Annotated in this window: 13 protein-coding genes and 2 tRNA genes; 4 read left to right on the top strand and 11 right to left on the bottom strand. The window is 66.8% G+C overall.

Annotated features, from left to right (window positions below):
* The first annotated feature begins 4 nt into the window (after positions 1-4).
* Positions 5-397: a transglycosylase family protein gene (locus tag A5764_RS29810; protein ID WP_304441317.1), complete on the top strand. Its 393-nt coding sequence runs from the start codon at positions 5-7 to the stop codon at positions 395-397.
* Between the two features lie 929 nt (positions 398-1,326).
* Here the strand turns inward: A5764_RS29810 and mobA are convergent.
* The 4 genes from mobA to clpX form a co-directional block, all read right to left on the bottom strand.
* The gene (mobA, locus tag A5764_RS07185; protein ID WP_067110759.1) at positions 1,327-1,941 is read right to left on the bottom strand and encodes a molybdenum cofactor guanylyltransferase; all 615 of its coding nucleotides are present in this window, start codon (positions 1,939-1,941) and stop codon (positions 1,327-1,329) included.
* Between the two features lies 1 nt (position 1,942).
* Entirely contained in the window at positions 1,943-3,043 is a 1,101-nt protein-coding gene (locus A5764_RS07180; RefSeq protein WP_067110756.1) for a 2-oxoacid:ferredoxin oxidoreductase subunit beta, read from the bottom strand.
* Positions 3,040-5,019, bottom strand: a complete 1,980-nt coding sequence (locus A5764_RS07175; RefSeq protein WP_156664545.1) for a 2-oxoacid:acceptor oxidoreductase subunit alpha — start codon at positions 5,017-5,019, stop codon at positions 3,040-3,042. Before A5764_RS07175 ends, A5764_RS07180 begins: the two co-directional genes overlap by 4 nt.
* A gap of 354 nt (positions 5,020-5,373) precedes the next feature.
* Positions 5,374-6,654, bottom strand: coding sequence for an ATP-dependent Clp protease ATP-binding subunit ClpX (clpX, locus tag A5764_RS07170; RefSeq protein ID WP_067110747.1), 1,281 nt, complete (start codon positions 6,652-6,654; stop codon positions 5,374-5,376).
* Positions 6,655-6,934: 280 nt separating this feature from the next.
* Here clpX and mmuM point away from each other — a divergent pair, with 280 nt between their 5' ends.
* Positions 6,935-7,828, top strand: a complete 894-nt coding sequence (mmuM, locus tag A5764_RS07165; protein ID WP_067110744.1) for a homocysteine S-methyltransferase — start codon at positions 6,935-6,937, stop codon at positions 7,826-7,828.
* A gap of 55 nt (positions 7,829-7,883) precedes the next feature.
* Here the strand turns inward: mmuM and clpP2 are convergent, their stop codons facing one another.
* The 4 genes from clpP2 to A5764_RS07145 all read right to left on the bottom strand — a co-directional run bounded on the left by clpP2 (position 7,884) and on the right by A5764_RS07145 (position 10,850).
* On the bottom strand, positions 7,884-8,528 hold the full coding sequence (clpP2, locus tag A5764_RS07160; RefSeq protein ID WP_067110739.1) for an ATP-dependent CLP protease proteolytic subunit ClpP2: 645 nt from the start codon (positions 8,526-8,528) through the stop codon (positions 7,884-7,886).
* Positions 8,525-9,115 carry an ATP-dependent CLP protease proteolytic subunit ClpP1 gene (gene clpP1 / locus A5764_RS07155; RefSeq protein WP_067110735.1) on the bottom strand — a complete coding sequence of 197 codons (591 nt, stop codon included), beginning with the start codon at positions 9,113-9,115 and terminating at the stop codon, positions 8,525-8,527. The genes clpP2 and clpP1 overlap by 4 nt, the downstream gene beginning before the upstream one ends.
* Before the next feature lie 126 nt (positions 9,116-9,241).
* A complete protein-coding gene (tig, locus tag A5764_RS07150) occupies positions 9,242-10,705 on the bottom strand; it encodes a trigger factor (RefSeq protein ID WP_067110731.1) in 1,464 nt (487 codons plus the stop codon).
* A gap of 68 nt (positions 10,706-10,773) precedes the next feature.
* Positions 10,774-10,850: transfer RNA gene (locus A5764_RS07145), tRNA-Pro, on the bottom strand.
* 145 nt (positions 10,851-10,995) lie between these two features.
* Here A5764_RS07145 and A5764_RS07140 point away from each other — a divergent pair.
* Positions 10,996-11,066: transfer RNA gene (locus A5764_RS07140), tRNA-Gly, on the top strand.
* 31 nt (positions 11,067-11,097) lie between these two features.
* Complete coding sequence (locus tag A5764_RS07135; RefSeq protein ID WP_067110727.1) at positions 11,098-12,291, top strand: serine hydrolase domain-containing protein; 1,194 nt, start codon at positions 11,098-11,100, stop codon at positions 12,289-12,291.
* A gap of 45 nt (positions 12,292-12,336) precedes the next feature.
* Here the strand turns inward: A5764_RS07135 and A5764_RS07130 are convergent, their stop codons facing one another.
* The 3 genes from A5764_RS07130 to A5764_RS07120 all read right to left on the bottom strand — a co-directional run bounded on the left by A5764_RS07130 (position 12,337) and on the right by A5764_RS07120 (position 14,029).
* The gene (locus A5764_RS07130; protein ID WP_067110723.1) at positions 12,337-12,576 is read right to left on the bottom strand and encodes a hypothetical protein; all 240 of its coding nucleotides are present in this window, start codon (positions 12,574-12,576) and stop codon (positions 12,337-12,339) included.
* Positions 12,577-12,737: 161 nt separating this feature from the next.
* Positions 12,738-13,547: an Fpg/Nei family DNA glycosylase gene (locus A5764_RS07125; protein WP_067110720.1), complete on the bottom strand. Its 810-nt coding sequence runs from the start codon at positions 13,545-13,547 to the stop codon at positions 12,738-12,740.
* 2 nt (positions 13,548-13,549) lie between these two features.
* The gene (locus tag A5764_RS07120; RefSeq protein WP_067110715.1) at positions 13,550-14,029 is read right to left on the bottom strand and encodes a ribose-5-phosphate isomerase; all 480 of its coding nucleotides are present in this window, start codon (positions 14,027-14,029) and stop codon (positions 13,550-13,552) included.
* Positions 14,030-14,198 lie beyond the last annotated feature (169 nt).

Genomic DNA, 14,198 nt, shown 5'->3' with positions numbered 1-14,198 from the left:
GGGGATCAGCACCGGTAACGGCTTCGCCGGCGGCCTTCAGTTCACGTCGAGCACCTGGCACGCCAACGGCGGCGCGGCAGGCGTGTCAACCGGCGCCAAAGCGTCCGGAACCGCGGCCGGCGGGGGAACGTTGGGGTCGAAGCCGACGGGCGCCGCCGGCGGGGCGTCCGGCGCCGGGGCCGGGGGCACGTCCGGGGCGAACCCGGCCGGGGGAACGTTCGGGTCAAAGCCCATCGGCTCCGCGCTGGCGGTGGCGGATGGCACCGTCACCAGCGTTCCTGTGATCGCGGCGAGGATGAGCGTCTTGCGGACGTTCTTCAAATTTCTTCCTTTCGCGGTGCGCGCGCCAAAGCAAGCCCACGGCAGTGGGCTGGGGTGCTTGATTGGTGCGGAATAGCTGCTCTGGGACGTGCCGTCTCGTTCGGGCACGACAGCGGCGGGCTGGATCTGCCCGGCGGGGCATTGCCCCGGGCCGCGGGGCGGCCTATGCCGCCCGCAGCCCCGCTCGCACGCGGGTCCGTGGATTCAATTTTCGGTTACTTCTCCGTTAACCCGTTTCGGGCTACCAGGGACCGTACGAAACCGAACGGCATTCGTCATCTCGGCAAATTGGATATCTCGGTTCCATCACGAGCGGATTACGCCACGATCCCATCGCCGTTATTCCAGGTCAGCCGCGCGTTTTCGGCAAGTGCCCAGCCGCGGTGATACCAACCAAATCGTGAGCCGAATCACGCACATATTGTGAACTGGCACACGTTTGAGGCCGCGCGCATCCTTGTGATTCGCCCACATCCGTGCGCATCGCGCGTCCGCGGGGCCGGTGCACCCTACAGCAAGGTGCGCCGCAACGAATCACGACACGCCGCGTCCCCGTCGGAACGGTAACGCCGTCGAAAACGCTGTGGTGCAATGGCTTCCGGCTCAGCGCGGGCGACCGGGGCAGTCACGTTCCGTTTGCGGGCCGCCATGCGAACCGTACGACCGCGCCGCATCGGATCCCGCTCTGCCGCAGACCATTTCGACCGCCAGTGGGCTTCCGTCGATTTCACCCGGTCTGGCCGACGCCGGCGTGGTGCGGGCCGCATCCGCGCGCTTCGCCCATACGCCGCACACCAACACATTTCATTGCCTCGACAGTCGGTCGAAGCCGAGATCGCCGGTCCACCAAGGAGATACGCGACGCTCCAGCACGGCGCGCCTCGACAGCACGACAAGATCGGTGGTTTGCAATTCGATTGGCGTCAAAAAGAATGGCCGAAATTGCCGCAACGTGGCCGGCTTGAACTTTTACATAAAGTTTATAAAGCGGCTTTTCGGCCGAATTCAGCCGCCGGGTCGCACGAGAGCGCGCAGGTCGGCGTCCGTGTTGACGTTGGTCAGCGGCCGCGAATCCGGCAGCACAATCTGCTGGGCATCGGAGGCGTCGATCAGGGCGCTCATTCTGCGCTCGCCGGCGGCGACCAGCGCCTTGATCCGGTCGGCCAGATCGGTGCGGTACACCGCGGCAAGGTAGTGGCTGCGGCCGTCCCACGGCAACACCACTTCGGCGTTGGTCTCCACCGCGAGGCGGACCAGGTCATCGATCAGTTCGACTGTGAGAAGCGGCATGTCGACGGCGCAGACGAAGGCGAACCGGGCGCCCCCCTCCGCCGCGGCGCGCAGGCCTCTGCCGGCCGCCGGCAGCGGCCCCAGACCGCGCACCTCGTCGCGCACGATGCGAGCGTTCAACGCGGGCAACGGTTGTCCCGGGGCGGCCACGACGAAAATCGGCTCGCAGCGCTGCCCCACGATGTCGACGACGTACTCGGCCATGGTGGTGGCCCCGGCGGGGCCCGGCAGGGTGGCCTTGTCGCGGCCCATGCGCCGGGATTCGCCCCCAGCGAGCACTACCCCGGCCAGCAACCCGGCCTGTTCTGAGTCGGGCGTGAGTTCGGCCACGTCAGTCGACGGTCCAGGTGTCGCGCCCGCGCAGCAGCGATTGCAAAGCGGCGGAGTCGAACGGCTTGGACGACCGGGCGGCGCGGACCTGCGAGCGGGCCGCGTCGTCGTAGGTGGGCCGCTTGATGTCGCGGAAGATGCCCAGCACCGTGTGGTCGAGATTCTGGTCGGAAAGCCGGGACAGCGCGAACGCATAGGCCGAATCATCGGCGTGCGCGTCGTGCACGACGATCTCCTCGACGGCCACATCGGCGGTCTTGGCGACCTCCAGGCTGAAGCCCGACTTGACCACGCAGTATTCGCCGTTAGCGCCGAACACTATTGGCTCGCCGTGTCGCACGTTGATCACCCGCTCCTCGGCGCCCTCCTTGCGCAGCGCATCGAAAGAGCCGTCGTTGAAAATCGGGCAGTCCTGCAGGATTTCGACCACCGCGGCGCCCCGGTGCTCGGCGGCGCCGCGCAGCACCTCAGTCAGGCCGGCGCGGTCGGAATCCAGCGCGCGACCGACGAAGGTCGCCTCGGCGCCCAGTGAAAGTGACACCGGGTTGAACGGGTGGTCCAGCGAGCCCATCGGCGTTGACTTGGTGACCTTGCCGACCTCAGACGTCGGCGAGTACTGGCCCTTGGTCAGCCCGTAAATCCGGTTGTTGAACAGCAGGATCGTGATGTTGACGTTGCGGCGCAGCGCGTGGATCAGGTGGTTGCCACCGATCGACAGCGCGTCACCGTCGCCGGTGACAACCCACACCGACAGGTCCTCGCGGGACAGCGCCAGACCGGTCGCGATGGCCGGCGCGCGGCCGTGGATCGAGTGGAACCCGTAGGTCTCCAGGTAATAGGGGAACCGGCTCGAGCAGCCGATGCCGCTGACGAAGACGATGTTCTCGCGGCGTAACCCCAGGTCCGGCAGGAAGTTGCGGATGGTGTTGAGGATTACGTAATCACCGCAGCCGGGGCACCAACGGACCTCCTGGTCGCTGGTGAAGTCCTTGGCCTTCTGCGGCTTGTCCTCTGGAGATACCGTCGGCACGCCGTCGTTCTTGGCCAACCTCGGACTTACACCGAGGTCCGTGCCTACCAAATTGCCTACCACGTCGGTCATTCGATCGCTCCCGCTCCAACGGTTGCCGCCGACATTCTGGCGACCATCGCTTTGTCTTGCTCAATTTCGGCCAGCGTCCCGCCGAGCGCGGCGCGGATGAGGCGCCCGATCTCGTCGGCGAGGAACGCGACCCCCTGCACCTTGGTGACGGATTGCACGTCGACCAGGTACTTCCCGCGCAGCACCAGCGCCAGTTGCCCGAGGTTCATCTCCGGGCAGACCACCTGCGGGTAGCGCCGCAGCACGTCGCCCAGGTTGGCCGGGAACGGGCTGAGGTGGCGCAGGTGGGCGTGGGCGATCTTGATGCCCTTGCGACGCGCCCGCCGGCACGCTTCGCCGATCGGCCCGTAGGAGCTGCCCCACCCGATGAGCAGCAGTTCGGCGTCTCCGGTCGGATCGTCGACTTCCAGGTCGGGCACCTCGATGCCGTCGATCTTGGCCTGGCGCAACCGGACCATCAGGTCGTGGTTGACCGGCTCGTAGGAGATGTTGCCCGAGCCGTTCGCCGCTTCCAGGCCCCCGATGCGGTGCTCCAGCCCGGGGGTGCCGGGAACCGCGAATTGGCGGGCGAGGGTTTCCGGGTCGCGGTTGTAGGGCTGGAATGGTTCGTCCGGCTTGGCGAAGGTGTGCCTGATGGGCCGCAGCGTGCCGATGTCGGGGATGCGCCACGGCTCAGAGCCGTTGGCGATTGCGCCGTCGGACAACACGATCACCGGGGTGTGATACGACACCGCGATGCGCGCGGCTTCCAGCGCCGTCTCGAAGCAGTCGGACGGCGAGCGCGGCGCCAGCACCGCCACCGGCGACTCCCCGTTGCGGCCGTACAACGCCTGCAGCAGGTCGGCCTGCTCGGTTTTGGTGGGCAACCCGGTCGAGGGGCCGCCCCGCTGCACGTCGATGACCAGCAACGGCAGCTCGGTCATCACGGCGAGGCCGAGCGCCTCGGACTTCAGCGAAATGCCCGGCCCGGATGTGCTGGTGACCCCGAGGGCGCCACCGTAGGAGGCGCCGATCGCCGCGCAGATGCCGCCGATTTCGTCCTCCGCCTGGAAGGTGATGACGTTGAAGTTCTTGTGCTTGGACAGCTCGTGCAGGATGTCGGAGGCAGGGGTGATCGGGTAGCTGCCGAGCACGACCTGAATGCCGGCGAGCTGACCGGCCGCGACGATGCCGTAGGACAGCGCGGTGTTACCGGAGACCTGCCGGTATTCGCCGGCCGGCAGGGTCGCCCGCGACACCTCGTACGTGGTGCCGAACGCCTCGGTCGTTTCGCCGTAATTCCAGCCCGCCTTGAGCGCGAGCACGTTGGCTTCCGCGATTTCGGGCTTGCGGGCGAACTTCTCGCGGATGAACCTCTCGCTGGTTTCGATGGGCCGCCCGTACATCCACGACAGAAGGCCAAGGGCGAACATGTTTTTGGCGCGTTGGCCGTCTTTCTTCGACGCGCCGATCGACTCGACGGCGCCGAGCGTCAGTGTGGTCATCGCGACGGAATGCACGACGTAGTCGTCCAGCTCGTCGGACTCCAGCGGGTTGGTTACGTACCCCACCTTGGTCAGGTTGCGCTTGGTGAACTCGTCGGAATTCGCGATCACCATGCCGCCGCGCGGCAGGTCACCGATGTTGGCCTTGAGCGCCGCCGGGTTCATGGCGACCAGGACGTCGGGACGGTCGCCGGCGGTCAGGATGTCGTAGTCGGCGATTTGAATCTGGAAGGACGAGACCCCGGGCAATGTGCCTGCGGGGGCGCGTATCTCGGCGGGGTAGTTCGGCTGGGTGGCCAGGTCGTTGCCGAAAAGCGCCGCCTCCGATGTGAACCGGTCGCCGGTCAGCTGCATACCGTCGCCGGAGTCCCCGGCGAATCGAATGACGACCTGTTCCAGGCGCTGTCGTTCGGCTCCGTTGCGCGAGGGTGCCCCATTGCCAGAGGAGCCATCGTGAGAATCAGAGCCGGCTCCGCTGCCGATCGGATCCACGTCTCCGCCTTCCATTCGTTAAACCCGGATAGGCACTCCGCTGGAGCTTGAGGTTACGCGCCGATTAGGCGACTCCCGCGCCCGCGAGCTTGTGTGTCACTAGTAGTACCAATTATGGCACTTCTCTAAGGGGTGTATGAGCGTCTCCGCCGCATTACATGTACCGAATTTATTGTAAAAAGCCGAAGTCAGGGCCGGGATGGCGGCGTGGAAAGTCCCGAACTGTGTTGTTGGTCACGTTCGCAGCTGTGACCTGCTGCGCAGCCCACTCGGCGCCCGCGCCGACCAAGGCGCGGAACGCGCCGGGTCTAGTCAAAGCGACAGGCGGCCCTTCCCGCCGTCATCGCCGAGGTGTCAGGCGGTCTTGTCGCGGCGCTCGCTGCGCGACGGCTTGCGCGGCACGATGGTCGGCAGCACGTTGTCCTGCACGGTCTCCTTGGTCACCACGACCTTGGCGACGTCGTCGCGGCTCGGGATGTCATACATCACCGGCAGCAGGACTTCTTCCATGATCGCCCGCAGGCCACGGGCGCCGGTGCCGCGGTGGATGGCCTGCTCGGCGATGGCCTCCAGCGCGTCGTCGGTGAACTCCAGCTCGACGCCGTCCATTTCGAAGAGCCGCGTGTACTGCTTGACCAGAGCGTTCTTCGGCTCGGACAGGATCTTGACCAACGACTCCATATCCAGGTTGGTCACCGAGGCGACCACCGGGAGCCGCCCGATGAACTCGGGGATCAAGCCGAACTTGATCAGGTCCTCGGGCATCACTTCGGCGAAGTGGTCGGTGGTGTCGATCTCGGCCTTGGAGCGGACCTCGGCGCCGAAGCCCAAACCGCGCTTGCCGACGCGCTCGTAGATGATCTTTTCCAGCCCGGCGAACGCGCCAGCGACGATGAACAGCACGTTGGTGGTGTCGATCTGGATGAACTCTTGGTGCGGGTGCTTGCGGCCGCCCTGCGGCGGAACCGAGGCCTGGGTGCCCTCCAGGATCTTCAGCAGGGCCTGCTGAACTCCCTCGCCCGAGACGTCGCGGGTGATCGACGGGTTCTCGCTCTTGCGGGCGATCTTGTCGACCTCGTCGATGTAGATGATGCCGGTCTCGGCGCGCTTGACGTCGTAGTCGGCGGCCTGGATGAGCTTGAGCAGGATGTTCTCGACGTCCTCTCCGACGTAGCCGGCCTCGGTCAGCGCGGTGGCGTCGGCGATGGCGAATGGCACGTTGAGCATCTTGGCCAGCGTCTGCGCCAGGTAGGTCTTGCCGCAGCCGGTGGGGCCGAGCATCAAGATGTTGGACTTGGTTAGCTCGACAGGCTCGGAGCGGGAATCGCGGCCCTTCTCGCCGGCCTGGATCCGCTTGTAGTGGTTGTAGACCGCGACGGCCAGCGTCCGCTTGGCGGTGTCCTGGCCGATGACGTATCCCTCGAGGAACTCGCGGATCTCCGCTGGCTTGGGCAGCTCGTCGAGCTTGACGTCGTCGGCGTCGGCCAGTTCCTCTTCGATGATCTCGTTACAGAGATCGATGCACTCATCGCAAATGTAGACACCGGGTCCAGCAATGAGTTTTTTGACTTGCTTCTGGCTCTTCCCGCAGAATGAGCACTTCAGCAGGTCACCGCCGTCTCCGATGCGTGCCATGGTGCTGAGGGCCTACTTCCTTTTCGCCGTTCGTCTTGCTTTGCCGCATGTAATCCCCGACGCTACCCGCTTGCTCGGGCCGGACGCGACCATTAAGCCGAATCGCGTCGTTGATATTCGCGGGAGTTCGTATGGGACATTCATGCCTGTTCGTGTCTGAATGAAACATATAGGCAGACGGCGTCCGTCACTCACCGAGACGCGCATTCCGTGTCTTTGGCGTGTCGCGGTCGTAACTCGACCGACGCAGACCACCAAGCAACAACCCTACAGTGACGAGGTGGGATCGGCTCTTTGCGGCGAATCGACGCTGATCAACGACGGCGGCCTGGCCACCGAGCTCGAAGCGCGCGGCCATGACCTATCCGATCCACTCTGGTCCGCCAGGCTGCTAGCGGACGACCCGCACCAGATCCTCGCCGTGCACGCCGCGTACTTTCGCGCCGGCGCCACCGTCGCGACGACGGCCAGCTATCAGGCATCGTTCGAAGGCTTTGCGGCCCGCGGCATCGGCCGGCACGAAGCCACCCGGCTGCTTCGCCGCAGCGTCGAGCTGGCCCTGGCCGCGCGCGAGGGAGCCGGCGGGGCGGAACTCCGCGTCGCAGCGTCGGTCGGCCCGTACGGCGCGGCGCTGGCCGACGGATCGGAATACCGCGGCCGATACGGGCTTTCCGTCGCGGCGCTGATGCGGTGGCACCGGCCCCGCCTGGAGGTCCTGGCCGACGCGGGCGCGGACGTGCTCGCCCTGGAGACCGTGCCCGACGTCGACGAGGCCGAGGCGCTGGTGAACCTGGTTCGTTCGGTCGGGGTTCCGGCCTGGCTGAGCTACACGGTCGACGGGACCAAGACCCGCGCCGGGCAGCCGTTGGCCGACGCGTTCGAGGTGGCCGCCGGGGTCGGCGACATCGTGGCTATCGGCGTCAACTGCTGCGCGCCCGACGACGTGCTACCCGCGATCGACATCGCCCGGGCGGTGGGCAAGCCGGTGGTCGTCTATCCGAACAGCGGCGAGCGGTGGGACGATCGGCGCCGCGCCTGGACCGGTTCGCCGCGGTTTTCCGCGCGGCTGGCGAAGCAGTGGGTCGCGGCCGGGGCGCGCATCGTCGGCGGCTGCTGCCGAGTGGGGCCCGCCGATATCGGCGAAGTGGCGAGGGCGCTTTCACCGAACCTGTAAATCCGCAGCGCGTTACTCCGCACTTTCCCTGCAGGGTTACCGCCTCGGCGAGATGTCAGGCCGTCTGCGCCGAAAGTTTCCGGTACTCCAGGACGGTGTCGATGATCCCGTAGTCCTTGGCCTCTTCGGCGGTGAGGATCTTGTCGCGGTCGGTGTCCTTGCGGATGACCGATGCGTCCTTGCCGGTGTGGCGGGCCAGTGTGGTCTCCATCAGGGTGCGCATCCGCTCGATCTCGGCGGCCTGGATCTCCAGGTCGGAGAACTGACCCTGGATCACGCCGGACAGCGACGGCTGGTGGATCAGCACCCGCGCATTGGGCAGCGCCATCCGCTTGCCCGGCGTCCCGGCGGCCAGCAGCACCGCCGCCGCCGAGGCGGCCTGACCCAGGCACACCGTCTGGATGTCGGCGCGCACGTACTGCATGGTGTCGTAGATCGCCATCAGCGAGGTGAAGCCGCCACCGGGCGAGTTGATGTACATGGTGATGTCGCGGTCGGGGTCCAGGGACTCCAGCACCAGCAGCTGGGCCATGATGTCGTTCGCCGACGCGTCGTCGACCTGCACGCCGAGGAAGATGATGCGTTCCTCGAACAGCTTGTTGTAAGGGTTGGACTCCTTGACGCCGAAGCTGGAGTGCTCGATGAACGACGGCAGGATGTAGCGCGCCTGGGGCTGGATCTCGGGGTGCTGAGTGCTCACTGGGCTTCTCCATTGGTGATGTGGGCGGCGCGGGTGATGATGTGGTCGACGAACCCGTATTCCAGGGCCTCCTGGGCGGTGAACCAACGGTCGCGGTCGGAGTCCGCCTCGATGCGTTCGATCGGCTGGCCGGTGAATTCGGCGTTGAGCCGGAACATCTCCTTCTTGATGACGGCGAACTGCTCGGCCTGGATGGCGATGTCGGCCGCGCTGCCGGTCACCCCGCCCAGGGGCTGATGCATCAGGATGCGGGCGTGCGGCAGCGCGTATCGCTTGCCCTTGGTGCCCGCCGCCAACAGGAACTCGCCCATCGAGGCCGCCATGCCCATCGCGTAGGTGGCGATGTCGCAGGGCGCCAGGACCATGGTGTCGTAGATCGCCATGCCGGCGCTGATCGATCCACCCGGGGAGTTGATGTAGAGCGAGATGTCCCTTTCGGCGTCCTCGGCGGCGAGCAGCAGGATCTGCGCGCACAGCCGGTTGGCGATTTCGTCGCTGACCTCCGAACCCAGGAAGATGATGCGCTCGGACAGCAAGCGCTCATAGACCGAGTCCGTGAGGTTGAGACCCTGCGAGGGCGCGCGCATGTCAGTCACGACTGGATTACCTGCTTTCTCGAGTTCTTCTATGCTCCGACCCTAACCAACCAACCCGACTGTTTGGCGGCCACGCACCCGTGAAATGGGCGCTTTCGCTCACAGCGTCAAGGGCGGTCACTTCACTTCGGCGTCGGAGGCGTCCTCGTCCGCCTGATCGGTGGCCTCGGGCGCCTCGTCGGTGTCCTCGGTGTCCTCGGTGTCCTCTATGTCTTCTATGTCCTGGGTCTCCTCAGCCTCGCCGACCGGCTCGGTCTCCTCACCCTCGCCGAAGAACTCACTCGTGTCGATCGTGGTTCCCTCGGTGTCGGTGACCGTGGCCGCCTGCACCGCGGCGGCGATGGCCAGCCCGCGTCGCACGTCGGCGAACATGGCCGGCAGCTGGTTGTTCTCCTGCAGATAGCCAAACAGCTGCTGCGGCTCGATGCCGTACTGCCGCGACGTCGCCACCAGCCGTTCGGTCAGGTCGTCCTGGCCGACCTGCACGTTCAGCTCGTCGGCCAGCGAGTCAAGCAACAGCTGCCTCTTGACGTCCGCCTCCGCGGCATTCTGCGCGTCGACCTCGAACTGCTGGCGCGACTTGCCCTGCTCGCGGAGGGCCTCGGCGAACTTGGCCTCGTCGTGCTCGAAGCTGTGCAGCGCATTGTGTATGGCGGTGTCGACCTGGGCCTTGACGACCGCCTCGGGCAGCGGCACCTCGACCCGCTCGAGCAGCGCGTCGATGGTGGCGTCGCGGATCTGCTCGGCCTGCTGAGCGCGCTTGGCCTGACGCACCTGGTCGCGGAGGTTGGACCGCAGCTCATCGATTGTGTCGAATTCGCTTGCCATCTGGGCGAATTCGTCGTTGAGCTCCTCTAGTTTACGTGCCTTGATCGACCTGACGGTGGCGGTGACCTGCGCGTCCTTGCCGGCGTATTCGCCGGCCGCCAGCTTCGCGGTGAATTCCCGGGATTCGTCGACGGACAGACCCACCAGCGCGTCGTCGAGGCCGGCGATGAGCCGGCCCGAGCCGACCTCGTAGGACAGACCCTCGCCGCGCGCATTCGGCACGTCCTCACCGTCGACGGTGGCCGACAGGTCGATGGAGAGGAAGTCGCCGAGGGCCACGGGGCGCTTCACCTCTTCCAGGGAGGCGAAGCGGGCGCGCAGCGATTCCAGCTCGGCCTCGACGTCCTCGTCGCTGACTTCGATCGGGTCGACCGTGACCTTCAGCTCGCTGAGGTCCGGGAGGGTGAGCTTGGGGCGGACGTCAACCTCGGCGGTGAACGCCAGTTCCTGGCCGTACTCCTTTTTCGTGACCTCGATGCTGGGCTGGCCGATCGGCTGGACTTCGGACTCCACGACCGCCTGCCCATACCGGGCCGGCAGCGCCTCATTGACGACCTGGTCGAGCATGGCCTCCCGGCCGAAACGGGCCTCGAGCAGCTTGGCCGGGGCCTTGCCGGGCCGGAAGCCGGGCAGCCGCACCTGTTTGGCCAGCTCCTTGTAGGCGCGCTGGAAATCGGGCTCGAGTTCGGTGAAAGGCACCTCCACGTTGATCCGCACCCGGGTGGGGCTCAACTGCTCGACGCTGCTCTTCACGGTGGTGCTCCTCGATGGTCGTTGCTGTGCTCGGTGTGGCCGCGTTTGCGGCGCGGGACGGGTGGCGCTGGTCGGGGTGACAGGATTTGAACCTGCGGCCTTCCGCTCCCAAAGCGGATGCGCTACCAAGCTGCGCTACACCCCGCGCTGACCTCGCGATCCTACGGCCCGTGATCCCCAGGTTGGCCACCGGCTTGGCAGCGAAGTGGAGACCTCACAGCGCGATCACAAAACCGCTTCGATTAGATTTGATGTTCGTCGCCAGATAAAGTCGCGCTCGACTCAAACTTGCGGGCGTAGCTCAATGGTAGAGCCCTAGTCTTCCAAACTAGCTACGCGGGTTCGATTCCCGTCGCCCGCTCGGACCACGTTCTGCTCGACAGAGAGGCGCCATGAGCGACGTCCACATCGAGGGCTCATGCGCGTCGGACTTCGTCGGAGTGCGCGACGCGTTCGAGCGCAACTTTGTGCTGCGCCATGAGGTTGGCGCGGCCGTCGCTGTGTGGGTGGACGGGGAGCTCGTCGTCAACCTCTGGGGCGGTTGGGCCGACGCGGCCCGCACCCGGCCCTGGCAGCAGAACACCCTGACGACGGTGCTCTCGGGCACCAAAGCGCTGTCGGCCACCTGCATCCACCAACTGGCCGAGCGCGGCGAGCTGGACCTGCACGCGCCGGTGGCACGTTACTGGCCCGAGTTCGGCCAGGCGGGCAAGGAAGACATCACGTTGGCCATGGTGATGGGCCATCGCTCCGGTGTGATCGGGCCGCGCACCCGGATGAGCTGGGAGCAGGTCGCCGACTGGGACTTCGTCTGCAAGCAGCTGGCGGCCGCCAAACCCTGGTGGAAGCCCGGCACGGCGCAGGGCTACCACATGACGACCTTCGGCTTCATCCTCGGCGAGGTGTTCCGCCGGGTCACCGGTCGCACGATCGGTCAATACCTGCGCACCGAGATCGCCGAACGCCTGGGCGCCGACGTGCACATCGGTTTGTCGCCGGCCGAGCAACGCCGCTGCGCCGAACGGGTCAACAAGCCGCACGCCCGGGACCTGCTGGCCGAGGTGAACGCGCCTGCTTACCCGACCAGCCTGGCCGAGCACCCCAAGGCGGCGCTGTCGATTTCGATGGGGTTCGCCCCGGACGACGAGCTGGGCTCCCACGACCTGCAGCTGTGGCGCGCGCTCGAGTTCCCCGGCACCAACGGCCAGGTGTCGGCGCTCGGACTGGCGACCTTCTACAACGCGCTCGCGCAGGAGAAGCTGCTCAGCCGCGAGCACATGGATCTGGTCCGGGTGCCGCAGGGCGGTTTCGAGACCGACTTGGTGCTGGGCCCGCGGGTCGCCGACCACGGGTGGGGCCTGGGCTACATGCTCAACCAGCGTGGCATCAACGGGCCCAACCCCGGGATCTTCGGCCACGGTGGGCTGGGTGGCTCGTTCGGGTTTGTCGACCTGGAGCACCGCATCGGCTACGCGTACGTGATGAACCGCTTCGACGCCACCAAGGCCAACGCCGACCCGCGCAGCCTCGCCCTCAGCAACGAGGTCTACGCCACGCTGGGCGTCATCGAGCGGGCCACAACGTAAACCGCACCCCGCCGGCGGCGGGGTGCGGTCGTTTGAGATGACGGGTCAGCGATGGTCCCATCCGGGTCCGCCCGGTCCCCCGGGCCCGCGGAAGGGCTCGGGATGCGGGTTCGGGCCGGGGCCGCGCCAGTTGTCGTGGCAGTGCCCGCGGTCCCAGTTGTCGCCCCAGCCCTGGTCCCAGAAGTCCCCCGGGCACCATTGCGGCAACGGACCGGGCTGCGCTTGCGCCTCGGCCGCGACGCCCAGGCCCGCCAGGCCCAGCCCGACGAATATCGCGAAAATCATTGCAATCAAACGTGGATGAGTATTCACGATGGCTACCAATACCGCGCGGAAGCCTCGGCCAAACAGTAGACGCCAGCGTTTCTTCCTGGCAGTTTCCTGTCAGGCGGCGTCTCCCGCCAACGACCTGCGCTTTCCTTCTCAGCGTGCGCCGGTGAGCTTTGTCACTTCTGGCATGCGGGGCACCAGAACACGTTTCGGCCCTCCAGCACCACCGTGCTGATCGGACCGCCACACACCCGGCATGCCTCACCGGCGCGCCGATACACATAGGTCCGCGGCCGGCCCGGCAGGTACGACGGGGGGCCGTGGTCGTGTTCGGGCCGCACGACGATGATCTTGCCGCGCCGCAAGCCCACCTTCATCAGCGCCACCAGATCGGTCCACATCGCGTCGAACTCGGCCTCGCCGAGGTCCCGGCCCGGACGGAACGGATCGATGCCGTGGCGGAACAGGAGCTCGTTGCGGTACACATTGCCGACGCCGGCGATCACGGTCTGGTCCATCAGCAGCGCGCCAATGGGCCTGCGTGACTTGGTGATTCGGCCCCACGTCCACGACGGGTCGGCGTCGGCGCGGAGCGGGTCGGGACCCAGCCTGGCCAGCACGTCGCTGACCTGACCCTCGTCGATCACTTCACACACCGTCGGGCCACGCAGGTCGGTGCCGTAGCCGGCCCCGACCATCCGCATCCGCACCTGCCCGACCGCTTCGGGGACCACCGTGCCGTCCGGTCCCGAGGGGACTGGCCATTCGGTGAACGCGCCGTACAGGCCCAGGTGCACATGCACGATCGGGCCGCCGGAGTAGTGGTGGAACAGGTGCTTGCCCCAGGCGCTCGTTCGCTGCAGCACCCGGCCGTCCACCGCGTCCGCCGCGAATCGGCCCTGTGGGCTGGACACCGCGACCGGTGCGCCGCCGAATCGGCGCTGGTGCAACCGGGCCAGCCGGTGCAAGGTATGCCCTTCGGGCACGCTCAGTCCTGCGCGCCGGGCACCGGTGGCGCGTGGTGGGTGCGTTCGTATTCGGTGAGGATGTCGATACGCCGTTGGTGGCGTTCGGCTTTCGACCATTGCGCGCTCAGGAATGCGTCCACGATGGCCAGCGCCTCCGGGACGGTGTGCATGCGACCGCCGATCCCGATCAACTGCGCGTCGTTGTGTTGACGGGCCAATGTCGCCGTCTCCACACTCCATCCCAGCGCGCACCTGGCCCCCGGCACCTTGTTGGCCGCGATCTGCTCGCCGTTGCCGGACCCGCCCAGCACGATGCCCAGGCTGTCGGGGTCGGCCACCGTGCGCGTGGCGGCGGCGATGCAAAATGCCGGGTAGTCGTCTTCGGCGTCGTACGTGAAGGCACCGCAATCGATCGGCTCGTGCCCGGACGCTTTGAGGTGCTCGATGATCTGCTGCTTGAGCTCGAATCCGGCGTGGTCAGAGCCGAGGTAGACGCGCATGCCCGCAATCCTTGCACAGCGACGTGCCCCCGCACCGCCGCGCTCGCGAGCGCGGCGAAGCCGGGCGCGGCGGGTCGCCGCCCGTGCCCCTAGTGTGGTGCCAACAACACGGGAACACCCGCGCCGACGCGGGCGGTAAACGACGTAGCGTGCGCACCGGAAAGGTCTT

Origin of the sequence: Mycobacterium sp. 852002-51057_SCH5723018, assembly GCF_001667035.1 — a bacterium.
Classification (GTDB): Bacteria; Actinomycetota; Actinomycetes; order Mycobacteriales; family Mycobacteriaceae; genus Mycobacterium.
This window is presented reverse-complemented; position numbering and strand designations above follow the sequence as displayed.

What these genes read in the sequence shown, in the direction of transcription:
- A5764_RS07180 (WP_067110756.1), bottom strand. Translation starts at nt 3,043, where the DNA reads ATGACCGACGTGGTAGGCAATTTGGTAGGCACGGACCTCGGTGTAAGT.
- clpX (WP_067110747.1), bottom strand. Translation starts at nt 6,654, where the DNA reads ATGGCACGCATCGGAGACGGCGGTGACCTGCTGAAGTGCTCATTCTGC.
- clpP1 (WP_067110735.1), bottom strand. Translation starts at nt 9,115, where the DNA reads ATGCGCGCGCCCTCGCAGGGTCTCAACCTCACGGACTCGGTCTATGAG.
- A5764_RS07135 (WP_067110727.1), top strand. Translation starts at nt 11,098, where the DNA reads ATGAGCGACGTCCACATCGAGGGCTCATGCGCGTCGGACTTCGTCGGA.
- A5764_RS07130 (WP_067110723.1), bottom strand. Translation starts at nt 12,576, where the DNA reads ATGATTTTCGCGATATTCGTCGGGCTGGGCCTGGCGGGCCTGGGCGTC.
- A5764_RS07120 (WP_067110715.1), bottom strand. Translation starts at nt 14,029, where the DNA reads ATGCGCGTCTACCTCGGCTCTGACCACGCCGGATTCGAGCTCAAGCAG.